The 23,910-nt window shown below is 51.5% G+C and carries 25 protein-coding genes and 1 pseudogene; 4 read left to right on the top strand and 22 right to left on the bottom strand.

The genetic code is table 11. From position 1 onward, the window contains the following. Positions 1-4: 4 nt before the first annotated feature. From AQR02_RS32225 to AQR02_RS02590, 9 genes are all read right to left on the bottom strand, one after another. Positions 5-148, bottom strand: a complete 144-nt coding sequence (locus tag AQR02_RS32225; RefSeq protein WP_159067672.1) for a hypothetical protein — start codon at positions 146-148, stop codon at positions 5-7. 5 nt (positions 149-153) lie between these two features. Next, positions 154-369 (bottom strand): hypothetical protein, encoded by a 216-nt coding sequence (locus AQR02_RS02625; RefSeq protein ID WP_054939269.1) that lies wholly within the window; start codon positions 367-369, stop codon positions 154-156. A gap of 108 nt (positions 370-477) precedes the next feature. After that, positions 478-1,347, bottom strand: coding sequence for a hypothetical protein (locus tag AQR02_RS02620; protein WP_054939268.1), 870 nt, complete (start codon positions 1,345-1,347; stop codon positions 478-480). 12 nt (positions 1,348-1,359) lie between these two features. Beyond that, the gene (locus tag AQR02_RS02615) at positions 1,360-2,409 is read right to left on the bottom strand and encodes a hypothetical protein (protein WP_054939267.1); all 1,050 of its coding nucleotides are present in this window, start codon (positions 2,407-2,409) and stop codon (positions 1,360-1,362) included. A 13-nt stretch (positions 2,410-2,422) separates the two neighbouring features. Beyond that, positions 2,423-3,970 carry an ATPase, T2SS/T4P/T4SS family gene (locus tag AQR02_RS02610; RefSeq protein WP_054939266.1) on the bottom strand — a complete coding sequence of 516 codons (1,548 nt, stop codon included), beginning with the start codon at positions 3,968-3,970 and terminating at the stop codon, positions 2,423-2,425. Further along, entirely contained in the window at positions 3,967-5,031 is a 1,065-nt protein-coding gene (locus AQR02_RS02605) for a P-loop NTPase family protein (RefSeq protein ID WP_054939265.1), read from the bottom strand. Before AQR02_RS02605 ends, AQR02_RS02610 begins: the two co-directional genes overlap by 4 nt. 16 nt (positions 5,032-5,047) lie before the next feature. After that, the gene (locus AQR02_RS02600) at positions 5,048-5,794 is read right to left on the bottom strand and encodes a CpaB family protein (RefSeq protein WP_054939264.1); all 747 of its coding nucleotides are present in this window, start codon (positions 5,792-5,794) and stop codon (positions 5,048-5,050) included. 130 nt (positions 5,795-5,924) lie between these two features. Then, entirely contained in the window at positions 5,925-6,821 is an 897-nt protein-coding gene (gene purU / locus AQR02_RS02595; RefSeq protein ID WP_054939263.1) for a formyltetrahydrofolate deformylase, read from the bottom strand. Positions 6,822-6,872: 51 nt separating this feature from the next. Continuing rightward, the gene (locus AQR02_RS02590; protein WP_054939262.1) at positions 6,873-8,000 is read right to left on the bottom strand and encodes a deoxyribonuclease IV; all 1,128 of its coding nucleotides are present in this window, start codon (positions 7,998-8,000) and stop codon (positions 6,873-6,875) included. 172 nt (positions 8,001-8,172) lie between these two features. Here AQR02_RS02590 and AQR02_RS02585 point away from each other — a divergent pair, with 172 nt between their 5' ends. Then, entirely contained in the window at positions 8,173-8,628 is a 456-nt protein-coding gene (locus AQR02_RS02585; RefSeq protein ID WP_054941961.1) for a DUF2621 domain-containing protein, read from the top strand. A gap of 28 nt (positions 8,629-8,656) precedes the next feature. After that, positions 8,657-9,559: a TIGR01777 family oxidoreductase gene (locus AQR02_RS02580; RefSeq protein ID WP_054939261.1), complete on the top strand. Its 903-nt coding sequence runs from the start codon at positions 8,657-8,659 to the stop codon at positions 9,557-9,559. A 24-nt stretch (positions 9,560-9,583) separates the two neighbouring features. Here AQR02_RS02580 and AQR02_RS02575 read toward each other — a convergent pair whose 3' ends face one another. The 10 genes from AQR02_RS02575 to AQR02_RS02530 form a co-directional block, all read right to left on the bottom strand. Continuing rightward, positions 9,584-11,239 carry a DUF6382 and FHA domain-containing protein gene (locus AQR02_RS02575; RefSeq protein ID WP_054939260.1) on the bottom strand — a complete coding sequence of 552 codons (1,656 nt, stop codon included), beginning with the start codon at positions 11,237-11,239 and terminating at the stop codon, positions 9,584-9,586. 18 nt (positions 11,240-11,257) lie between these two features. Next, positions 11,258-11,770, bottom strand: a complete 513-nt coding sequence (locus tag AQR02_RS02570) for an A24 family peptidase (RefSeq protein ID WP_054939259.1) — start codon at positions 11,768-11,770, stop codon at positions 11,258-11,260. Positions 11,771-11,795: 25 nt separating this feature from the next. Continuing rightward, on the bottom strand, positions 11,796-12,833 hold the full coding sequence (locus AQR02_RS02565) for a TadE/TadG family type IV pilus assembly protein (protein ID WP_054939258.1): 1,038 nt from the start codon (positions 12,831-12,833) through the stop codon (positions 11,796-11,798). A 15-nt stretch (positions 12,834-12,848) separates the two neighbouring features. After that, entirely contained in the window at positions 12,849-15,113 is a 2,265-nt protein-coding gene (locus AQR02_RS02560; RefSeq protein ID WP_054939257.1) for a hypothetical protein, read from the bottom strand. 75 nt (positions 15,114-15,188) lie between these two features. Then, the gene (locus tag AQR02_RS02555) at positions 15,189-15,851 is read right to left on the bottom strand and encodes a TadE/TadG family type IV pilus assembly protein (RefSeq protein ID WP_245237054.1); all 663 of its coding nucleotides are present in this window, start codon (positions 15,849-15,851) and stop codon (positions 15,189-15,191) included. After that, positions 15,851-16,039, bottom strand: coding sequence for a Flp1 family type IVb pilin (locus AQR02_RS02550; RefSeq protein WP_054939255.1), 189 nt, complete (start codon positions 16,037-16,039; stop codon positions 15,851-15,853). Before AQR02_RS02550 ends, AQR02_RS02555 begins: the two co-directional genes overlap by 1 nt. A 13-nt stretch (positions 16,040-16,052) precedes the next feature. After that, positions 16,053-16,925, bottom strand: a complete 873-nt coding sequence (locus AQR02_RS02545; protein ID WP_108721965.1) for a type II secretion system F family protein — start codon at positions 16,923-16,925, stop codon at positions 16,053-16,055. 12 nt (positions 16,926-16,937) lie between these two features. Continuing rightward, entirely contained in the window at positions 16,938-17,786 is an 849-nt protein-coding gene (locus AQR02_RS02540) for a type II secretion system F family protein (protein ID WP_082451591.1), read from the bottom strand. Further along, positions 17,783-19,048 carry a TadA family conjugal transfer-associated ATPase gene (locus AQR02_RS02535; protein WP_054939253.1) on the bottom strand — a complete coding sequence of 422 codons (1,266 nt, stop codon included), beginning with the start codon at positions 19,046-19,048 and terminating at the stop codon, positions 17,783-17,785. Before AQR02_RS02535 ends, AQR02_RS02540 begins: the two co-directional genes overlap by 4 nt. Beyond that, positions 19,041-20,210: a P-loop NTPase family protein gene (locus tag AQR02_RS02530; protein ID WP_054939252.1), complete on the bottom strand. Its 1,170-nt coding sequence runs from the start codon at positions 20,208-20,210 to the stop codon at positions 19,041-19,043. Before AQR02_RS02530 ends, AQR02_RS02535 begins: the two co-directional genes overlap by 8 nt. A 288-nt stretch (positions 20,211-20,498) precedes the next feature. On the opposite strand from AQR02_RS02530, the gene AQR02_RS02525 reads away from it, so the two are divergent. After that, complete coding sequence (locus AQR02_RS02525; RefSeq protein ID WP_054939251.1) at positions 20,499-21,689, top strand: copper amine oxidase N-terminal domain-containing protein; 1,191 nt, start codon at positions 20,499-20,501, stop codon at positions 21,687-21,689. Positions 21,690-21,760: 71 nt separating this feature from the next. On the opposite strand, the pseudogene AQR02_RS02520 reads toward AQR02_RS02525, so the two are convergent. The 3 genes and pseudogenes from AQR02_RS02520 to AQR02_RS02510 all read right to left on the bottom strand — a co-directional run bounded on the left by AQR02_RS02520 (position 21,761) and on the right by AQR02_RS02510 (position 23,178). After that, positions 21,761-22,181: pseudogene (locus tag AQR02_RS02520) on the bottom strand (thiol-disulfide oxidoreductase DCC family protein). 109 nt (positions 22,182-22,290) lie between these two features. After that, the gene (locus tag AQR02_RS02515) at positions 22,291-22,569 is read right to left on the bottom strand and encodes a hypothetical protein (RefSeq protein ID WP_054939250.1); all 279 of its coding nucleotides are present in this window, start codon (positions 22,567-22,569) and stop codon (positions 22,291-22,293) included. A 189-nt stretch (positions 22,570-22,758) separates the two neighbouring features. After that, a complete protein-coding gene (locus tag AQR02_RS02510; RefSeq protein ID WP_054941959.1) occupies positions 22,759-23,178 on the bottom strand; it encodes an organic hydroperoxide resistance protein in 420 nt (139 codons plus the stop codon). Positions 23,179-23,364: 186 nt separating this feature from the next. Between AQR02_RS02510 and AQR02_RS02505 the strand changes: the two genes are divergently transcribed. Continuing rightward, positions 23,365-23,844 carry a glutathione peroxidase gene (locus AQR02_RS02505; protein WP_054939249.1) on the top strand — a complete coding sequence of 160 codons (480 nt, stop codon included), beginning with the start codon at positions 23,365-23,367 and terminating at the stop codon, positions 23,842-23,844. Positions 23,845-23,910 lie beyond the last annotated feature (66 nt).

The raw sequence follows: 23,910 nt of genomic DNA, 5'->3' as shown, positions 1-23,910 counted from the left end.
CCCCTTAGTACTGCTCAACTTGCTTGGTATGTGCGATAATATCATCCTGACTTCCGCCTATTATATTTGTGGCCGCCCCGATAAAAATCCCGGCAATCACAAACCCGATGGCCAAAAACATAGCGATAGAGATCGAGTCTTTTTTCATACCGTTTAGACCGCAGGACTGGAGGAAGCATGTACTGCTGGAGTCTGACCGGACTCTGTGGGCTGGATCATAGTTACACTCACACCTGGAATATCCGGTCTGTTGTCATCCGCATCGTTGATTACATCACGTACCACAGGAATCAGAATGGCGATGACAATAGCAACACAGAGGAATCCGATAGCGATAAACAAACCCGTAGAAATAGCGTCTTTTTTCATTGTTAATATCTCCCTTTTAATTTTATAGTTTTAGTCGATGCTTGAATATAACAAAAATCTTAACACTTCATTTTTTTGCAGCGTTAACAAAATCCTTACTGCTGTAATTCAATGAAACATCCCAACTCCATTAAAGTTCCCTTTAATCAGCATGATGTACTGCATGGCCAGCGATACGATCATCAGAAAGGTGGCGATGGACGGAATTACGTTAATGATCGTCGAGACGTCGCCGATGAAGGACCACTTTTTCAGATATTGGTCACTGGAGATTTTGGTGATAATCTTGCCCTGCTCCCGCAAATATTTGGCCGCTTCGGTGTCGTCATCCATCCCTTCGGTTGCCAGCAGAATCGAACGGATATCGTTAATAAAGACATGACCCGACGGAAAATTCCCGCAAAACCATTCGATTGCCCGCTCCGTGCCTTCATCCACCGCCCGCTCGGAGAGCTCATACAAATCCTGCCGGATATAATGAAAATGGCTGGCTGTCCCTGCACAAAAAGAGCCAAACTGTACATACCCGCGCTTACGCAGCCGGTTGTTTTCATATAGCCGGATGAAGGAAATGAGCTCGCCGTCTTTTTGAATAAGTGTCTTCTGATGCAGCCAGGACAGTAGCCAGCCAAACGGTAAATACCGTTTAGGACTGCTAATCATTAGAATAAGCATAGCGATCAGCAGATCCATCATTGAAAAAGGCACTCCACGGATGAAACCGCCCGCCGCCTGAACTGCTACGTAAATTAAAGCTGCTGAATAGCGGAAAAGTGTGATTTTACCTGCAGATATGGAAAGGCCAGCGGATTGCAGGAGCTGCTGCAGCCGTTCGTTCTGTACTTTTTCTCCAAGCGCTTTCCACTTTACTCCAAGCCTAAGGGCATAACGCTCCTGCTTAGTGCTGCTGCTCACAAAAACCAGCAATGCGAGATAGACCACTCCGCACACCGCAATCAAAAGCAATAACCGTTCCATCTTTCATCCCCTCTAGTGGTAGTCCAGTTTGGGTCTGGCGAGTATCGTACTGATCATGAAGGAAATAAACAGCCCGGAGATGATAACCATCAGAAAGGTAAGACCTACGGTAGTCTGAAACTGCAGCTTAAAGTAGACATCCGGCTTCAGCATATACATAAACGTCCCGACTGAAGAAACCAGTACGACCAAGTTCCCATACAGCCCCAGACTGATCGCATCCCTGCTGCCTGCTTTTACCGTCATAATGGTGTCGCGCTGCTGTTCCATGGAACGGTTAAGCATCATGAGCGAGCTTTTTAGATAACGTGTCCCCTCCTTCTCGCAGTACAGCAGATCAGACACAAACTCAACAGCAAAGGTCGTGCCTATCGCATCCGAGAATCTCGCGGCCTGCTCATTAAGCTCATATTCATTGCTGTAATTGGCAAATGCCGCACTCAGCAGCCTCACGGGCGTCTTCAGAACATTTTCCTCGGTCAATAAATCTGCCGTTCTGGCCAAAATAGAATCCGCCGATAAATGCGTAAATTTGGTCGCAATCTTGATCACGTCAAGCAGATCGTAGCTGCCGCGTACTTTTCTCTGTGCATATCTGTATCGCATCCGTAAATAAGGAATGCTCCCCGCAATAATTGCCACAAACAGCGGAAGCCGCCAAATCTCGTGAACCGGCAGACGTTCCCCGAAGCTGATCCCCTCCAGAAATGGATTGTTAAAGCTCATATGTCCCGGCAGCTCACGCAAAGTCAGTAAGGTGGACAATAACACCGCTATAAACAGAAAACCCGAACGCATGACAAAACGCGTAACACTGATCACAGGCTCATACCTCCGGTGGGCAAAATAGAGCATGTCATCTAAATGCCGGTACAGCCACATCCTTTTCTTAACCTTGCTGATTTTTTTGCGGAAAAGACTCCTTCTAAGCTTCATATGCTGATCTATACTCTGCCCAAGCTGCCTCAAATGACGTTCAACCAGCGGCTTTACCATCTGCCAGAGCCCCCAGGCAACCAGCAAATGAAGAGCAAAGCGGATTAAATAAAAGATGAAGTCCACACTTCACGCCCCCTCATTCGTTCAGTACAATCCTGGATTTAAGGCTCTCCTTCAGCGGATTCTCCATAGGCTTCATCGCAGCCAGGTGCCCCAATTCCTGCATCAGCACGCGCATGGCACGCGCATTTTTCTTACGCATCTTCGTCATCAGCTTCTCCGTCAGCTTGTCATTATAGCTCCAGGCCGACTGCTCCTCCTCCCAGCGCATCAGATCATTCGCGAACACCGAGTTGCGCTCTTCGTCATAGAACACCTCGGAAATCCGCGCCAGCCGCTTTTTCCCGTCCGGTACGCTTTCCAGAATAAAGACCAGCTCGCAGGACTTCAGTGCTGAGATCAGATGACCCTTCAGGCTGCCGCCGATCCTCGTGGACACTGCAAAAGCCCCCTGATACGGAATATCCTCCGAGTCAACCGTATGAAAAGTTCCGGTAATCCCGTCGTAGCCTTTCTCACCGCTCCACAGATAGAACTCCCACTCGTTGTAGCGCATTTCAGTCATATAAAGGATGTTCGGATCGTGGCGCAGCGACTCCCCCCCTACCTCCATCAGCTCCTCATTGGCCGCCTGTATCGGAATAATCCGGTGTCCCTTGATCTGGTACGGCAGAATCGACTCCGGATGCTTTTCTATCATCACCACTCCCATGCAGGAGGCAGAACCCAGAAGCTGCTCACCGACAATCGTATTGGCGAAGGTGGTTTTGCCTGAACCGACAGCGCCTGCAATGACCGTATTGCGGAACGTTCCGGAGAGTGCACGGATTAGCTCTATAGCCTCCGCAGGAATACACTCCGTACCCGCCTGATCCTCCAGATCAAGAAACTCTACCACCTGGCGCCGCATCGAAATCGTTGTAAATCCTTCCCACACCCTGGGCGATACCCAGATGGCAAGCCGGATGAACCTTCCAGGCCATAGCGGATCATCCATTTTGAACTCTACCGAAGGGTTGTCCTTGTTCAGCTTTTTGTTAGGGTCGCTTTTGAGGAGGGAACGTTTCAACTGCTCCACCCGGTCCAGCGAGGGCATGTCATAGGGATAGGCGACAAACCTGCCGCGATGGTTGTAAAAGATTTGCCGTCCGATCATCTGTAGTCCGGTTGATTCGCTGTATGCACGGTCTGTGAACCAGCGGTAGGCAGGACCAAAGCCCTTCCATTCATGAAAAAGCGCTTCAGCTGCAGTCCGGTATGCCTCAGGCACGCGGCCGGTAAATGGTGTTTTGCGTAAATACTTTTCAATTTCATTCATAAAAAAGCTGACCGCTTGCGGATCGCCAATCAGCGCCTTGGCATTCAGTTCAAAATAACCGTCATCTTCCCGCTCCAAACCGGCGTTCATGTCGCTTTTCATCTTGTGCAGGAAGGTGTAAAAGTCTTCTTTGCCAGGCTTGCTGGTGCGCAAAACACTCTGTTTCAGGGAGAACGGAAGGCGGGTTGCCGGTATAGGAAGCGGATTATCCATGAACTCATCGGGTTGCCAAAGCGTTTTCCGCTTAGAATACTCCCCCTCATCCCGCCGCTGTTCCTGCCAAATCTCTTCGCGGTATTCGATCATTGGAAAATCCCCTTTTTACGTACTTCCGGCGCGAGGCCCAGGGACACTAACAGAGCGTGAACCTTGTCATCGACATGCTGGAGTTCTTTTTTGTCCAGGGGCAGACTGTCCAGAAGCGGCTGATAGAAGGGCAACTCAAGCAGAATCTCACTGCCGAAGCGCAGCGCCAGACTTTTGGGTGAAGTTATTTCTTCCACATTGCTGCGGTTAATGATCCACTGGAAATCCTGCGGATGCAGATCCATGTGCCCGGTCAGCTCGAGTAGAGCTTGAAGCCGGTATTCATGCCGTGGGTGCGTAACCATCATACGCAGTGCTGATTTCTGCATGCCCACGTACCATGCGGCACTCTCAGGAATGGAGCCAAAGTCAGCAACAACCACATCTGCGTTTGCACCTGCTTCCGCCAGCAGATATTCGATTTCCTCCTCCTGATAATCGTGGACACTTAGAAAATCGAAATTGCCCGGTAAATAGGAATATCCGTCCTGCTTGATCAGCCCTTCAAAATCCTCGCCGTGGAGCATCTTCCCTGTGATCCGGGGGCGTAGTCTGTCCAGACTTATAGCTGGTTTACGGTCATAACCGGGATCATACAGATCCATTCCCAGCAAAATCACCCGCAGCCCTGCCGCAGCAATCCGTCTGGCGAACAGCTTAGCTACACTGGTGCAGCCGATCCCTGGACCCGAGCCGAAAAAACCGACCAGATTTCCGCGTTCCTCCTGCTCCTCCTCTATGATGTACCGCAGCTTTTCAATTATTGCCGAGGATGTGGAGCGCGGCGGAATAAAGCAGATCCCCAGGCTTTCGCACAGCATATGAATGGCCTGGTAGCCGCGTACACCTTTTTGCAGATATACATACAGGATCGTAGAGCGCGGAAACTTCCGGCTCAGCTCACTTAAGGCCGAAACAGATACCTGTTCGCTCGTAATCATCAGCATGTGCCCTTCGGCATGAGCGGGTTCAGGCAGTACATTTTGCGTTATAACTGTAAATCCGGCCAGCTTCATCTCATTATTCGTCAGTTGATCCATGCCCAGACTGAATATTTTCAAGGCCGCTTCCTCCTTTCTATTCAACGCGTACAATCCACAGCTTCTTGCCCTGCTCCAAATATTGCCCGAGCAGCTCACCATCGCTTTTCTTCAGCTTCAACTCCGGTGCCGCAACCTTGCCTGTTGAAGTTACGCGGTTATTGGTGTTGCCGTTCTCCGAGTCCAGCACATCATTGTTATCCTCTGAACGAACATAGTTTACGGTGACACCGCTCAGGAACACCTTTCGGGAAGGCCTTATCGGTTCAGTTCCCCCTGTTACCGCTCCCGGAGCGCCTGTCTCAGCTGTTGTGCCGCCACTCCGCTCCTTATTCGGCGAATCGCCCTCAACCAGGTAAATGTCCACCTTATCCCTGCTGCGCAGCGAACCGTTGATAGCGTAAATGGCTTCCTTGGGGATCGGAAATATCCCCTCGTCCTGCTGCGGCTCCAAATCACTGACATCTACCAGAGATGCCGTCAGAATGCTGCCGTCCATCAGATTCACATTGGTAATCTTGTGCTCCACCTGGGTAATTTCCGTAATTACGCCTGATGGGACATCTTTCGTCTGAACAGAATCCAGGTAGAGATCACTTTGCTTCAGTTCATAGTTTTTGGGTAAAAAGCCGCCGTCAGCCACTTTAATCTTGACTACACTCTGAGACAACACATAAGGCTTGAAATACAGGTCATAGCCGAGCAGCCCGCCGAAACCGGCAAGCAGGATCAAAAAGGCAAAGAAATAATTACGTTTTAACAGAGTTCCACGCTGTGAAGCCAAGTCCCTTACCTCCTTTGAAAACCGATTTTTGCCCACGAAAAAAGGCACTTTGGCAGAAGTAGCCAAAATGCCGGTAAAATGCTTTTTCACCTTTTATAATTTATTCGGTTGTAATGTTTGGGAATTGCAATTAATTAAATACTACAGTCTTATTGTGATGTACCAAAATTCTGTCCTCGATATGCCATTTCACAGCTCGGGCCAATACTACCCGCTCGATGGTACGTCCGATTCGTTTCAGCTCGCTCACATCGTCGCTGTGGCTGACCCGCTGCACGTCCTGCTCAATGATTGGACCGCCGTCCAGCTCTTCAGTGACATAGTGGGCAGTTGCACCGATAATCTTCACCCCGCGCTGATACGCCTGGGCATAAGGTTTACCGCCAACGAATGCCGGCAGGAACGAGTGGTGGATATTGATAATCCGGTGCCGGTAATGCTCGATGAACGAAGGTGAGATAATCTGCATGTAGCGGGCCAGAATGATGACATCAATATCATCTCCAATGACCTCCAGCTGGCGCTGCTCCGCTTCCGCCTTCGTATCCGCTGTAACCGGAATATGGTGGAACGGAATACCAAAGGATTCAACATAGGCCTGCATATCTGTGTGATTGCTAACTACAAGAGCAATATCCGCATCCAGATCACCGGCCTGCCATTGCCAGAGCAGTTCGACCAGACAGTGATCCTCTTTGGATACAAAGATCGCAAGCTTCTTCTTATGGCTCACATTGAAAATCTGCCAGTCCATCTTAAAACGCTCGGCGACACCGCCGAAGATCGAGCGCACCTCATCCAGCCGCTCATCAAGCTTGGGCAGGTCAAACTCCACTCTCATGAAAAACATGCCGCCATCCGGGTCCATCGTATATTGGTCTGACTGCACGATATTGGCACCTTGCTGGTATAAAAAATGCGACACAGCCGCTACGATTCCCGGCCCGTCCGGACAAGAAATGAGCATGCGTGCCCGGTTCGGATATTGTCCGCCTGTAAAATGATCTCTTTTCACATGTAATTCCATAGTCCGCTGTCCATCCTCTCATCTACTTGCGCAATCTAACGTATATCTAGTTTAAGCGTTCACGAGCAACTGTTTACCTGCCAGCCAGGCGATTAAGCGCTGATTGACAGCTTCCTCGCTAAGCAGCGGGAAGAGTCCGGCTGCGGCTACATTATCGTAAAGACGTTCCAGCGGCTCACGCGGATCAGCCTTTTTGGCCTTGGCATCATTCTTGAGCAGATCCCATACATCAAGCACATACTTACGGGAATCCATCTCCTGTTTGGCAAAGAAAGAATGCAGCTCTTCCACTTCCTGCAGGAATTCCGCACCGAACCGTTCAGCCACATTACCACGCAGCAGGGCGATTTCAATCTCGTACATCGGGCGCAGCTTTTTGGCATCCTTCCCGATCCATGGAGTCTCCAGAATAAACGGCAGATCTGAGAGTGCTTCGTGGTGGACAACCTTGTTGATCGTCTCGAAGCCTATCCAGCCTGAACCAATAGGAGTATGGCGGTCCTTGCCTGCTCCGCGCGGATTTTTGCTGTCATTGATGTGGACCACGCCCAGCCGCTTGAGACCGATAATCTCGTCAAACTGACGCAGGACGCCGTCCAGATCACCCACAATATCATAACCCGCATCATGGATGTGACAGGTATCCAGACAGATGGACAGCCGCTCATTATGTACGACCTTGTCAATAATAGAGGCAATCTCCTCGAAGCTGCGGCCGATTTCTGTCCCTTTACCCGCCATCGTCTCCAGGGCAACATGCACTTCCGTCTCGTTCGTACCGCCAAGCACCTCGTTTAGACCGTCAGCAATCCGCTGGATGCCGTATTCCGCGTCCTTGTCTGTGTAAGCTCCCGGATGAAGTACAATATGCTTGACCTCAAGCTCATGCGTACGGCGGATCTCCTGCTGCAGGAAATCAACAGCAAGCTGATATGTGTTGTCCTTATAGGAGCCCAGATTAATAATATATGGAGCGTGCACGACGATCTCTTCAACGCCGTTAGCCTTCATTGCCAGTTTCCCTTCGGCAGGATACATCGCTTCAATCGGCTTACGGCGTGTATTTTGCGGCGCTCCCGTATATATCATGAACGAGCTGGAACCATACTCATTTGCTTCATTAGCCGCGCTTAAGAGCCCCTTGTCCGCGCAGGACACATGTGAACCTATTTTCAGCATGCCTTTTTTCCCTCTTTCCTTCACGAATTAACCCTTATTCTACCGTGATCGGGAAAATAAATCTAGGCAAGCCCCGGCGGAGTGCTTTCGCTTCGCAAAACTTTGGAAATACGCTATACTTTAGGTAAGATGAAGGTTTGTGACAATCATCATTGTCAAAGGCGGTGTATACATGTCTGATTTCAGTTTATTATCGTCGACTCCAAGCAATTGGTTTATGAACTCCATCGCATTTTGGACCTTTCTACTGCTGGGCTGCATGTGCATCGGCGGCTTCTTTATGTTCCGTAAATTCCTCAAGGTGCTGCCCAAAGCTGACGGCAAATCCAAGCTGGACTGGCAGAACTATTGGGTCGAACGCAGCCGTCCGCTGTGGAGCGACGAAATGAAGGCGTTTCTGGATCAGCTGGTGCAGCCTGTGCCAGGACCCTTCCGCGATATCGCCAAACATTCGATCGCTGCTGAGATCGGTAAGATCGCCGTGGAGAGCAACGCGCCGGCCGTGACCCGTGAGCACTGCATCAAGGGATATATCGTTGCCACTCCGCGAAGGGACAACCGGTTTCTCGTTACCTTTCTTGAGAAGAACGGCATCGACTACACTCCCTACCGGCACCTCATCAAGTAAGACTCATCCTGAAAGGGAGGATTCCTTCATGAAATATATCATCTGCGGCGGCAGCGGATTTATCGGTCGTGAGCTTACGGAATACTGGCTCGCTGCTGGACATCAAATCCTCTTAGCCGGCCGCAAGCTGCCGAACAGTAAGCTGACTCATCCCGCCCTCAGCTATACAACATGGGGTGACCTTGCCACAACTCCTGAAATTGCAGAAAATGCGGATGCACTGGTCAATCTGGCCGGTGCCTCACTCAGCCAGCGCTGGAGTCCAAGCGGGAAGAAAGCAATTATGGAATCCCGGCTTGAAACCGTGAGCGCCGCCGGTAAGCTGATTGCTGCTCTGCAGCATAAGCCACCTGTCATTCTTCAAGCCTCTGCTGTCGCCATTTACGGTACATCATTTAACGATACCTTTGACGAAGATTCACCTGCCCGTGTCATGGACTTTCCCTCAGAGGTCGTTAAGACCTGGGAAGCCGCTGCGGATGAAGCTTATCAAGGGGTACGGCTGATCAAACTGCGCACCGGCGTTGTCCTAGGAAACGAGGGTGGAGCTTTCCCCAAAATGAAGCTGCCCTATTCCTTAGGCTTTGGGGGCAGAATTGGCAGCGGGAAGCAGTGGCTCTCCTGGATTCACCTGGAGGATATCGCCCGTCTGATCGATTTCTGTATCCGCACCCCGGAAATTACAGGCCCGGTCAATGCCACGGCCCCTAATCCCGTAACTAACGGGCAGTTCGGCAAAATGATCGGCAAAGTATATCATCGTCCGCATTGGTTTCCGGTTCCTGCCGTGATATTAAAAGCAGCTGTCGGTGAACTCTCAGAAATTCTGCTGGAGGGCCAGAGGGTGCTTCCGGCCAAAGCGGTGAATCATGGCTTCACCTTCACTTATCCAACCTTGCAGCCGGCACTGGAGCAGCTTAAGTCAGAGTGAGGCTTGCCCGTTCCTCCGGCTTTCTCAGGCTGAACGGAAGGTGTAACAGCCTTTTACGATTGTAAACACACTCCCTTCAGTCAGCGGATATTCCTTGTAGGGAATCATCGGAGCTCCCTGATACAGCGTCCCGTTTCTGGAATCCAGATCCTTCAGGATATACCCTGCCGGCCCCCTTGATATTTCAGCATGCACCCTTGAGGCTCCCTCGGACCTCTCTACATACTGGGCAACCTCCGGGGAGCGGCCGATGATAAAGCTTGCACGGTTAAGTTCAATCCTCTCACGAATATCGTCTTCATCTGTCTGGATTCGTTCAAGATAAGGAGCTGTGCGTGCCCGCTCTGCCTTCTCCCGCTCCGTACCCGAAGCATCGCTTCGCGTCAGCAGCGCTGTTGCCGCTTCTGGAGCAGGTTGATGTCTGCCCTCCACTGCCGTCCTGTGCCGCATATCCTCAATATCCGGATAATCCGGTACAGCCGGCTCCCGTTCAGTCCTGATTGGAGCCAGGGGACGAACAGGCGCTAGCGGATTTCTGCCAAAATCCCACTCCAGCTCCTTCGGATTGCGGCTCTGCCTGTGTTTATCTCCCCTTCCCACTTCCGGCTCAGGTACTTCCTCGTTGTCAGCCTCCACCTTATTCCGCCCGAACGTCAATCTTTCACTCCATACCAGCCAGCACAGAATCCCCAGTATTAAAGTCGCTGTAAGGCAAACAATTAACCAGATCATGAGCGGTTGATCCAAATAAAGAAACTTCCACAACAACGCATCTACCAAAACAGCGCCTAATGCAGCATAAGTTCTATAGGAGGATGGTAAGTTCCCGTCATTCACGGTATCTTCAGGACCAAGCGAGTCCAATTCTTCCTTTAACCGGAGTTTAGGCAAAGAATTGCTCCATGGAGCTTCAATCTGCCCGGCACTGGCTGCTTCCACCTGCGGCTGAGTGAATGACCATCTCCTCGGTACAACTGGTTCCACCGCTGCAATCACCTGCGGGTTCTGCTTAATCATTGTCTCTGCAGCCGGAGCTTTTGCCCCGCTTGATAGAAAGCCCGCTGGGGCAGAATCTGTATTTCCGGAAGGTCTAGTCACAGGGATTCCGTCAGTCAGCAGCTCTGCCAGCAGCGTTTTGAGTCCCGCCATGGTGAACTCCTCACTTCCGCAGTACTGCAACAGTCTTTGGACCCCGCTTCCCGAAAGCTCTGTGACCGATGCCATAAGCACCATGATCAGAGACTTCATGCTCTCTCCAGGTGGTGCCTGCAGCCTCTCAGACTGCAAAGGTATGTAAGTTAGGTATACCTTGCCGCTGCTTAGAGACCCATCTACAAAAATATAGTCCTCATGCAGTGCGTACTGCTCCGCCCGAAGCATATACAGCCTGCCTTCTTCGATCCCCCGGGTAATTTGCAGCAGCAGTCCGAAGAAATCGGCCATGCCCAGTCTTTCACTTTTCAGCAGATGACTGAGCATTTTGCGGCGGGAGACAGGATATTCCAGTGTAACCTGCAGATCAACCTCCCTTAGCAGCAGACGCAAATGATGGGGAATGCCCGTATTCATCAGCATCCTGGCCTGAACCATGTTAAGCTCTGCGGCCGACAATCCGTCAGGGCTCCCCAGCTGCATCGATATACCATCCAGTTGTACAAAATCACGGTTTAATCCGAACAACAAGCTTCACCTCCTAATCTAAAGGTAGACATAGGCGCATAAAAATCCCGGAAGAACAGCCAGCATAAAAGGAAACCTTAGCATCTCACTGTCCTTTCCGCTTCTTAATAAAGCGGGGTTACGCAGCAGCAGAAATCCGGCAGTCCTACTGATAACATTGCGCATGCGCCTGCCTGTCTCCCTTCGGGCCAGCACAATGATCCAACCGATCACTGCACCGAACAAAACAGAATACATAATTACCTGCAATGAGAACCATACCCCCAGCCAGGCCCCAATCCCGGCAAAAAGCTTCACGTCCCCGGCACCCACCGCTCCCATAAAATACATGAGCAGCAGGACGGCAAACCCCGCGGTTGCACCACAAAGTGCGAACAGCAAACCATGCCAGCCGTATATGAATCCCCTTGAACATAGCCCCGTCACCAAAGCAAGCACGGAGATCCAGTTCGGTATCCGCATTCTCCGCAAATCCGTGATGAATGCCGCCCCCAGAAAGATCAGGCAGCCCCAAAAAGCCCATTCCGCCATCTGCAATTCACCTTCTTCCGCTGTATCATTTCACTACTGTAAAAGTTGCTTCCAGGCTGGTTCCATCATCCAAAGTGATTACAAAGGGCCAGGAACCCGGCGTCGTATTTACCCCGATTTTCCACTCCCATTCGATATATCCGGCTTCATCTGCCTGCTTCCAGCCCAAATATTTCGCCGTACTCTGGCCGCTCTTATAGAAAATTGCCAGGTTAGCCGATGCTCCCGGCGGAACCTTGACCCGGATCCTGCCTTGATGATTAGCAACGCCGGGATTTGGCTTGTCCAGTATTACGATGGAGCCATGCTCCCCGCCCTCTCCGGCATTCCCGCTCTGCCCTGCAGTATCGGTATTCCCTACCCAAAGCCGTTCTACCGCGCTGGCTTCCAGAACGATACCCCGGTTCAAAAAAGGAACCTTCATCGGCAGCTCGTAGCTGACGACAAGTCCGAAGTAGGGGCGTGTGCCGTTCTTCAGCTCCGGAACGGTGACATTGGAGACATGAAGCCGGTCATATTCCAGCCAATCTGTAGCCAGATACGGCTTGATCAGAGGCTTAAGTGCAAGGTCAAGCACAGACTGCGACGCCTCAGCCTGAAGCTCCTGCAGCGGACCCTCTGCGCGCTGCACGGCAGATCTGACCCACTCATCAACAGGTGCCGGCAGATCCGCTGCGTAGCTGTCGCTCCATTCTGTAAGTGAAAGACGGGGAATACCCCACTTGCCGGAAGACAATGTTGAACCGGCAGCAGCTCCCGCAGTTGTTCCATCCGGTGCTCCGCCTGCATTCCCGCTAATGCTGCCGGCACCTGCCGGATCAGCTATACCGCTATCCTGCGCCCCCCACTTCTGCGATGCCAAAGCCGCAGGATAGATATGGGCTGAGATCATCTTGACCGTGTCGGAGGCGGTACTCTGCAGAGCCGTCGAATACAACGTCATCTGAACGATAAAGATCAGGAATAAGACGAACAGAAGAAACATAGGGAGCACCATAGCCGCTTCAACAACCATACTGCCTTCATCCTGGTGCTTGCATCGTCTCTGGTACCAGCGTTTCATTCTGCCTACCTCCTGCTAATATGAAAAATCAGCCTGCACTGACCGGTAGTACACTTTATCTTCTACCTCACCGGGTAGAGCCGAGCTATAATCCAGCAGCTTTACCACACCCGGCAAAAACCACAGCCGCAGGCCCATACGGATCTCTGCTGAAGCGTAAGTGAACCTTTCCGCCGGGTTGATTCCTGTATCAAGCCTGATCAGGGCCAGCATCCGGGACAGCTGTACATTCCCCGTCCCGTGCAGCAGCATGAACAGGCGCAAGTAATCGCGGTAATTCAGCTTTGCAGGCAAGTATTTGGACAACGGAACCTCTCCTGTCTTGCATAGGAGCAGCATATCTTGAACCGCATGCTCCACACCGTACAGCAGTGCCGCAGCCAGAATGGCCAGCGGATTGCTGAGCCGGGCACTTTCGATAAAACCCTCCATCGTCCGGATAGCCAGCCTGAGTGCAAAGATCTCCCCAAAGGCTGCCGCCACATTTCCTGCCGGATTATGAAAGCCGTATAAAATGTACTCCAGCTCCTGGGCATGCGGATCTAGCTGATCTGCCAGCACAGAGGCTGTATCACCGGCAGGGCCAGAGACGACCGATGTCAGCAAAGAAAGATCAAAATGCGGAAAATACAGCGCAGAGTATTCTGTTTGGAACAACCTATCCCGCGCGCCCTCCATAATGCTGCCTATAGAAGCATATAGACCATCCACCTTCCTCATTGCTGAGCCGCCTGCAGAATGAATATCCGCACCGCTCCCGGATTCCCCTGTTGTCTCCTGATCCTGCGCCTGATTAAGATTAATATTCTCCTCATAATATTGCCTGAGTGTGCTGTAACGTTCCATCGCTGCCCCCGCACTATCTCCCAGACTGCGTAACTGCTCCAGCAGCTTCATGGCATCTCCAAGCTTGGTTTTGGCCTGCTGTTCCAGCTGCTTGCGCTCGCTATCCGAGGTCCGGTGCGATTCGATCTGGGCAGCTTCGGCTGTTATAACGGCCCCGTCATCTCCGTAATTCTTCAGATAATTACTGCTGGCACGTGAAGCGTCTATTACGGCGGTACTCATCTGGGTAAAATCAGCATACAGCCCGGAGACTTCGGACAGCACGGCCGGCAGGACAGAAACCGGCGGTTCTACCGCCTGCGAAGCTAACTCCTGTGCATGCAAATTTTGCTCCATCCCGCTGATTTCGGCAGGCGTAAGAATAAGCGCGTCTTCCTGCTCACGCAGCTTCGCCAGCGGCTCGGCACTCAGTTCAGTATTGCTGCTGCCTGGAATATCCCAGCCGCTTGCCGAAGCTTCACCGCTCTCCGCCCCGCTGCTTCTGGATTGCTCCAGCACACTTCTCATCTGCTCATTTAGTTCCCCGGCCTGCTTAAGCGCCTCTTTCGCCTCAGCCATCAGAGAGTTATGCTGCAGCTTGTAAGCGGACAAAGTGCCTGGGAGCTCGGAAATCAGAGCAGCAGCTTGCTCTATGTAGCGGGAAAGAGCCTGCTGATACTTTTCAGGCTGCGTTTCCCGGTCACGGTATAGGTCTGCGTAGTATTTCCCGACATAATCACTGTACATGGCCACAATATCAGCTGCAGATACAATATCCCCCAGAGAAAGAGTGCTCACATTTTCATGAGGAGGATTCATAATCATCTGCTGCAGTACTCTCCCGCTCTCCGCTGCCTGCCGCCGCTGCTTCATCATGAGATCCAGTGCTGCTTCGCGCGCATCATATAGAGGCTGCAGCTTACCAAGCACCTTCGTTGAACGTGAAGCTTCCCCCATCGCCGCCGACAGCGGCTTGAACTTTCCGGCCAGCTCCAGCGTGAAGTCAATCGGTGCCTTATATTTCATCTCCTCGGCAATCTGCCTGCGAAAGATATCGTAGCTCCCAACGGGACGGCTCCAGGTTAAGGAGGAGGTGTCCAGCTTCACAGGCAGCAGATTAAAGGCATCCCCCCGGCCGCTCTCGTATAAATTGTCATTCAGCACACCGGACAGCAGCTGATCTCCGTCCTCGCCCCCGAAGGTGAACAAGCCGTAATTCTCCCGCAGGCTGATATCATAAGAGGACATCACCGAGCGGACCGCTGCCCTTGCCAGACGCTCCTGCTGTACATTCGCCGCGGCAATCCTTGCATAATCAATCAATACAGCGGTGAACAGAAATACAAATGCCAGCACCATGATCAGAAAAATCGAGACTGAGCCTTCGGTCCGGTTGTTCCGTCTGGATGTCTGCCCTTTTCGCTGACCGGAAGTCAAAGTCTTTACAATCTTCAACCGAGCCGCCTCCCCTGGCGTATTGTTCTGAGCTATCGCTCCTACAGTTCCAAAATCCCTACATTATCTAGCTGCTTATTCTTTCAGCTTGGTCAGCATCTTACCTGCGTCCTGCTTCTCCATGCTTATCCCGGAACCGCTGTCCTGTCCCTTTCCCTTAAACTTCGCTCCACAATAACGCATCAGGTCCACGGTGCGGATAAACTCCACAGGATCTGCAACAACCGATTGTGCCTGCACTTCCGGTTCAGCGTTATCCTCGAGAATATCATCCAGTACCGGTAGATGAAGCACACGCTTGAGCTCTGCACTTACTTTGCGGCTTGTCAGACTATAGGTGTAAGCCAGCTCACCTGTCATATTAGCCGGAACCTTCCCGGCAGATTGTTGAAGTTTGATAACCGGCAATGTCCCTGAGCCTCCCTCAGCAGGCAAGGTCAGCTTCACTCCGCCATTCACAGCTCCTGCGCCAAAGAGTGAAGTTAGCAATCCATCTTCTCCAATGCGCCAGTACAGCGAATCATAATCCCCAGTCGCGAAGGCCCCCTCCGCGTCTTTATGACTGTTATCCCAATTGAAAGCCGCCCGCTCTGTCGTAACAGAGGCTACCTGCAGCAGCATAGTCCTCTGGTAGGTATACAGACAGAAGAACAACAGCAGCATCGTAATCCCCATGATGATGGGCAGCAGCATAGACGCTTCAATGGTGAAGCTGCCTTCGTCATTCTTCAGGTTCATCAGTCAAAAACTTCCTGGCTCTTACTTCCGGCTGTACTGATCAAATCCTTGACCACCTTCACAATTTCTGTGCGGAACACCAGCACCACCGCAATCAAAACCGCAATAATCATAATCATCTCCAGCGTGCCCAGCCCCTCTTCATCCTTCCACAAGCCTTTTGCAGCTTCCGTTAACGTCGTCATCATTCTCCTCATCCTCCTACATTTTCAGCATCATGATCGCCGGTGTTCCCACCAGCACAATTACAATTAAAAAAATAAGCACCATCGGAAAAACCAGCTTCGAGGAAGCCTGTTCCCCGCGCGTCCGGCTGACCGCCTTCCGTTTCTCCCATAACATCCGCGAAAGATCCCGCAGCGAGAGAACGAAATCTGCACCGCCTCTGCGGTAATTCAGCAGTACTGTCGTTGTGAACAGCGAAACCTCCTGCACTGCACAGCGTTTGCTGAAATTCTCGAAGGCCTGCTGGAACGAATAGCCGCCTTCCCATTCTGTAGTCATAATAAATAATTCTTTATAAAGCGGATGACTGTAGTTGCCCTTGCGGCTCTCAACACAGCGGATAATCGCCCGCTGCACAGTCTCTCCGGCACCAACCAGCAGTACGATGCTGTTCAGCAGCTCAGGCAGCTCCAGCATAATATTTTGTTCACGCAGCTTAACCTTCTTATGCAGATCACTGACCAGCGCAACCGGTAATATCAGCGTCAGGACCGCGCCGATTATGATTCCGGCTTGCTCGCCGCTGAAGGCGGTCAGCAGGCTGCCCCCAAGCATAAACAGCCAGCTGTAGCTGAACATTTCAGCCATAAAGAGCAGTGTCCGCTCTGCGCTGTAGCGCATGCCATAGCTCTGCTGCAGCGACCGCTGGATTCTGAACATGACCGAAGGCAGATGACTACCGATTCGCCATCTCTCGATCAGCAGCAGAAAGGGTTCTCCTATTCCACGCAGCCGCAGTCCCTCCATCGGCAGGCTGCGCAGCACGGCATACCGGCGGCCGCATTTCAGCCGCAGAAGCATCCAGCACAGTCCCAAAGCTATCGCGGCCCCGCCGCACATCCACCGCATCACCTCGCCCCCTTACAGCGGAATATTCATGATCTTGGAAGTCCAGAGATAACAGAGAAACAAACCAGCCAGCGCTAAGGTCGAAATAGCCATTCCTGCACCTGTATACATCGGCTGCATATAATCGCCTGCGGTCAGGCTCATAAATAAAACCATCATTAACGGAGCGGCCAGCAGCGCTTTGGCCTCGAATTTCTTCTGGGCAATACTGACGGCAATATCCTGCTGAATATCAAGCTTCTCTCCAATAATCGTGGACGTGCGGCGTACCACTTCGACCAGATCACCGCCAGTGCGCTTGCAGACGGAGAACACATCGGCAAACCGCTCAACATCCTCCATCCCGGCCCGCAGGCTGAAATCATGCAACGCCTCCTCTACCGGCTGGTTATATTCCATCCGGGCGCAGATAATCGTCAGCTCCGAGAGCATATCGCTGCTTCCCTCCGGGTCGAGCATTTGCAGATCCGCAACGGCTTCACGAAAAGCATTCTCTACCGAACGTCCGGCGGATAGCGAAGAAGAGAGTGAAAACAAGGTCTGCTTAAACTGCAGATTGAGCGCCGAGCGCCGCCGGTTTCTGAGATAATCACGCAGGATCCTCGGCGCATAAGCTCCTCCAGGAACCAGCAGTAAGGAGAGCAGCACCTGGTGATAGAACAGATAGCCGAGGCCAAAAAGCAGCAGCCCGCCTGCCAGCACCGCCAGCGTTTTCAATCCGGGGGACAATATGTACACCGTATAGTCAGGCAGTTGAGGCTTCCTTCGGATTTCCTTTTCATTCACACCTTTCTCGCCTACACCCCCTAATCTTCTTCGGCGCACCGGTACGCGGACTGGCATCCTGTGCGACTGCTTCATATCAGCACCCCCTTCGAAATCACAGACTCAAATTGCGCCAGGGGATAGCTACTTACTCCGGCCATCTTCAGCTTGCCGGAATGCTGCAGAGGATTGCCGCAGGCAACAAGGGCGCCGTCTACCCTCCCGTCACTTTCCCCGATCTCCCGGAACTCATACAAGGGGTTCAGCACCACCTCCCCATCCTGTATACCAATGACCTCGCTAATTTCCAGCACTCTTCGTGAACGGTCCCGAAGCCGGGAGAGATGCACGAAGATGTCAATCGCCGAGCCGATCTGCTCCCGGACTACGGCTACCGGAAGATCGGCTGCGCTGAGCACCATCGTCTCCAGGCGGCTGACCATATCCCGCGCGCTGTTCGAGTGCCCTGTGGACAAGCTTCCCGCATGGCCGGTATTCATCGCCTGCAGCATATCCAGGCATTCGGCTCCCCGGACCTCACCGACCACGATGCGGTTCGGCCGCATCCGCAGGGACGAGCGGATCAGATCGCGGATGGTAATCTCCCCGCGTCCCTCCGTATTGGCGTTCCTCGTCTCCAGGGAGACGAGGTTAGGCACGGTGACAATCTGCAGCTCGGCTGAGTCCTCAATCGTAATCACCCGTTCCTGCGGCGGAATGAACTGGGACAAGGCGTTTAAAAATGTAGTCTTGCCGGAGCCGGTACCGCCGCTGATAAAAATGTTGTATCCGGCAGCAACCAGAATTTGCAGAAACTCCGCCGCCTCTCCGCTTAGCGCACCGCGCCGCACCAGTTCGCCCATTGTCATCGGCGATTCGGGAAATTTGCGGATGGTCATAGCCGGCCCTTTCAGCGCCACCGGCGGCAGCACAACATTGACGCGTGAGCCATCCTGCAGCCGTGCATCCACAATCGGCGAGGAATCATTGACTACCCGGTTTACCCCGGATACCACCGACTGGATAATATCCTCCAGTCTGCTTCTAGACTCGAAGGCCAGCGGCAGACGCCGGATCTGCCCCTCCTCCTCCACAAAAATCTCTTCATGGCTGTTGATCATAATCTCAGTGATCGCCGGATTATCCACCAGCGGCTGCAGCACATCGAGCCCCCGGAAGGAATCGAACAGCTTCTTCACCAGCTCATGCTTCTCCTGGGCTGTTAAATACCGCAGGCTCTGCATTTCCAGAATGGTTCGTTCTATATATGCGCTGAGCTCATGGTTCCCTACAGCCGATGTAACATCGAGCCCTGCGCGGATGTCACGCCTCAGCTTCCTGAACAGCTCTTCATTCATGCAGATTACCTGTAAACACGCGGGGTAATGCCGGCTCTATGAGTCCTTCGCAGAGCTGCTGAACGCCAGCCATAAACTGGGGAGAACTGAGACAGAGCTCTACATGATGCCGTAAGCCCCAGGACGGGATATAAGGAAGCAGTGCATCCGGCTTAATATCTTCAGGAACCGGTGTGTTCTGCGCTGAATCCGCGGCAAAGTTGAGTACAAACCTGCTCCTCTCCTGAATATCCGGCGGCCAGCCGGAATACGGATGGCTGCCATACTCCAGCCACCTTAGGGTTTTGTACATGCTTGCCTCATCGTTTCTGAGCATCCACAGCAGGATCCCGCACCGCTGTAATACAGCCAGAGTCCGTTCCTCTTCAATACTGCCGGCATCAACGATCACGAGGTCATAGCTTCCGGCTGCATCCAGCAGGTCCAATAAATCCAGCGTATCCTGACGGGTCATCTGGAGCATTTCTTTGAAGTTCTCAACAGGTCTGAATGCATCACAGCGCAGGCGGTCATACCTGGCCACATATCTTCCCAGCTCAATACTCCCTGCGTTGTTCTTGCCCCCTTCCCCCCGGCCTGCCTTGAGGTCATAGAGCAACCGTTCCAGTCCTGGTGTGTTCCCGGCCGCCACTGGCACAAATAATCCGCTGCTGTCCACACTTTCAAGATTCAAATAGAAGACAGACAGCCCTAGATCCGTAAGCTGTTTGGACATATTGAGCGCGAGAGTTGTTTTGCCGCTGCTGCCCGTCGCTGAGACCACTCCGAGTATGAGGGTCTGTTCTCTATCCGCGGAGGATGGCCTGGATCGCACCACATCACACAGCTGTAGTATGGATTCGAGAAGTGCGGGAAGCGACTGGTATTTCGCAATGACCACGCCGCCAGCCAGATTAGCACTCTTGCCTAATGTCCGGCCATCCTCACTAAGGACCGCCCACGGAACCGTATTCTTCCCCTCCACCAGCCAGGCTTCAATGAAGAAGGGATCTCCGACAACCGCATCCACCGTCTCTTCGCTTTTCATAAATTCCATAAAGGTTTCCGGCCTGCTGAACGCTGACACCCGCAACAGTTCACCGTAATCACTGTGATGGATATAATGCAGCAACGGTTCAATGTATTGACTCTCGCGCACGGCCAGTACAATTCTCGCCGCCATGAAGCCACTCTCCTTTCTGTAATTGAGACAACAAAAAAAGCACCGCCAATAACCGTGAGATACGGTCATTGAACGGTGCTTCCGCTGTTAATCCTTTAATTTACAGCTATAGTAGCATATATGCAGTAGAGCAGCAATAATTTTTTTATCCTATGGCGGCTAGCTCTTGATTTTCTGGCAGGCCATATCCAAAATGGGATATATACCCAAGATGTATTTCTCGGTTATAATATCAGATGGCAGACATTATCCTACCACACTACTATTTAAAAAGGAGATTTTCCGCAAATGAAAATACTACCCGGATTTATTGCTGTACTCACCTTATCCAGCGCCATCAGCTTGTCCGCATCCGCAGCAGAGAAACCTATCTCAGTGCAAATTGACCAGCAAAAGCTTAACCTGACGACGACCAATGCCCCCCTGAATGACGGGCACTCCATCCTCGTTCCCATGCGTCCTATTTTTGAGAAGCTGGGCTTGAAACTGGTATTTGACGCCAAGACAAGCACGATAACCGCCACCAAGGAAGGCCTGACCATCAAGCTGCAGATCGGCAGCAAAAATGCGAGCATTAACGGAATCATCAAACCGCTGCAGACTGCTCCCAAAATGGTTAATAACGTCACTTATGTACCGGTCCGGTTTGTAAGTGAAGCCACAGGCAACAACGTGGTATGGAATGCTACTACCAGAACCGTTGAGATTACTAGCCTCCAGAGCACTGTGGACACTGCTGAGATTGCTGATTTCTTCAAAAAGTATGTATCCTATTCTAATGAAGAGAACTATGACGGGTTCATGAGCCTCATTGATTCCAAATCCCCTCTGGCTCAGATTGGCCCGCAGCTCAAGGAGCAATACGCAACCTACCAGCTCAAAAACTCAGTAGATCAGATGAATATTATCGATGTAAAGACCAATGAAGTGACTGTACACACCATTGAGTCCTCTGAAAAAATCAGCGGGCCGTTCATGCCGAACAGTCAGTCGGAGAATGTCTATTCCCTAACCCGCAGTTCCAAGGATTCCGGCTGGAAAATCAGCAATGTGCAAGTTCAAGCTATTAAATATAGCCTTCCGCAAGAGGTTCTGAATGCAGCTGTTACTGTGCCGCAGGCAGATGAGGCAGCGATCAAAGCTGTATTTGCCGCAAATATTGACTTCACCAACAAAGAGGATCTTGAAGGCGTGCAGTCTACCATTGACGAGTCTTCCCCCGGGTATGAGCAGAACAAAGTAATGGCTGGCCAAGTTTTCCAGGCTTACGATCTTCAAACCGTAATTGAATCCTCGAAGATTATCGCCTATACAGGTAACGAAGCAGCCTTATATTCTGTGCAGACGACCAAGAAGCTTAAGGGACCACAATTCCAGGACAACCGCACTACCATGGTCACTACACTGAAAAAGTCTGCTGACGGTAAATGGAAGCTTGTCCAAAGCTACCCGCTATCGGCAGAAGCAATCACTAAATAAATCTTATATCTACAACAAGAGGCAGCGGGATCTCCCGCTGCTTCTTTGCATTTCAACTGCTGCCTAACATTTCAAAGAAATCTCTTCCGGATATCCGGCGTAGGGAGCAGGCATTGCTCATCACGCCCGAACCAGCGGTAACGGTTCCTTGCTACAAGCCGATATACGGCGTTGCGCAGCGGACGGGGCGATAAGAATGAAGATATAGGCGGCTGGCCACGGAAAACGCAGCCTGCGGGCGATGCGCAGCACAGCAGACGATTCTGTATAAAACCTGCCATTATCAAGCAGCACAACTGTGTTTAGCCGGTCTGTCTCAAGGCCTGCAGTAATCAGCAGTTCACGTCCAGCTTCGCTCTGCAGAGCTGCAAACTTAAATATGCCCTTGGGATCACGCGGAATAATGAAGCGGACCAGCCCCTGGCAAAGATGACATACACCGTCGATCAGTACAACCGCTTGCCCTTCTCCTCCTCCATACCTATGCTCCATAATCCACACGCCCCTTGTTTGCTCAGCATATCCTAATGGACCTAACCTAATCCCAGGAAAAACAAAAACGCGGGATAGCTCCCGCGCTCTCATTTGTCCGTCCGTTTAATTATTCGGCAATTGCCTTGTCGATCCATTCGTCCCCGATCATTTGTCCTTCAAAATCAGCTGTGAATGCTTCCATGCATTTGCAGATGAAATCTTTACGGCAAACCGGGCATGGGGTTTTAAGCAGGCGGCTGATGTTCGTCATTTTCCATTCCGGAAACCGACTGTAGAACGCGCGGCACTGTGTTCCGTCAGCAGTCTTAATAATAAATTCGTACAAGCCTTCTTTATCATTGCTGCTGGCTTTGGTCACATTCGTAATTTTCGGTCTGTAAGACATCTTCATCACCCATTATTTAAATTTTTGGTATTTAGTAGCGCACGCAACTTTAACAGATACTTAGACATATTAAAGAATTTTGGGGGTGATGTCAACCAAAGTACGCGCTGCCGCCCGCTATTTATTACTCATATCTGCTATCCGTCTCTATTTAGCCATTATTCCCAGGAACATGAGTTTATACCGCTCTTAGATTACATTTAATTCAACTTCAATATTCCCGCGGGTCGCTTTGGAGTATGGACAGAATTCATGTGCTTTTGCAGCAAGCTCCTCCGCCTTCGCACGTTCAATGCCCGGCAGGCTGATATCCAGCTTTACCGCCAGCTTGAACCCTCCATCGCTTTCGTCCTTGCCGATCAGCACGTTGGAAGTAACCACCACATCCTGAAGCTTCACGCCCTCTTTACGGGCAATATGGGCAAGTGCACTCTCATAACAGGCTCCATACCCTGCCGCAAACAGCTGCTCCGGATTGGTGCCATTGCCTCCCGGTCCGCCAAGCTCCTTGGGCATTTTCAAATCATGCTTCAAAGCGCCGTCCGACGATTCCACAGAACCTTCACGTCCGCCGCGGACTGTAGCTGTAGCTGTATACAAGGCCTTCATTTTCAATGTTGTCATTGTTAATCTTCTCCTTTTGAACCGATTTTTTTATTCGCGCATACTTAAACCTTAAACAATGGTCATTATTTGAAACGATAATACAATGTTGTCACACCTCAGCGGCTTGCATCCTGTGATAAATAGTGTAAAATTAAATTGTGATAAATTTATATTCGGGAGGCCAGATTCATGAGCATTTATGATTTTGAAGCCAACACCTTGCGCGGACAAGAAGAATCACTGTCGAAGTACAAAGGTAAAGTGCTGCTCGTCGTCAACACAGCCAGTAAATGCGGATTCACCCCACAGTACAAGGGGCTTCAAGAGGTATACGATAAATTCAAGGACCGCGGTTTTGAAGTGCTCGGCTTTCCAAGCAATCAATTTGCCGGACAGGAGCCGGGGGAAAGCGAGGACATCGCTGAATTCTGCGAAATTAATTACGGAGTAACCTTCCCGATGTATGAAAAGGTTGATGTAAAGGGTGACGACGCGCATCCGCTCTTCAAATACTTGTCCAAGGAAGCTCCGGGCCTGCTGGGCTCAAAGAGTGTCAAATGGAACTTCACCAAATTCCTGGTCGACCAGGAAGGCCGTGTACTGAAGCGGTTTTCGCCGCAGACCACACCGGATCAGATTGAAGCGGATATCGCCAAACTGCTGGACTAGATACATTTTATCCTAACCCAAAGAGACGCTTCACATACGGCATTTGCCATGTGCGAAGCGTCTCTT

This window comes from Paenibacillus ihuae, from assembly GCF_001368795.1.
GTDB classification, from domain to species: domain Bacteria; phylum Bacillota; class Bacilli; order Paenibacillales; family Paenibacillaceae; genus Paenibacillus_AQ; species Paenibacillus_AQ ihuae.
Note: the sequence above shows the minus strand (reverse complement) of the source record. Positions and strands in the feature narration are given on the sequence as shown.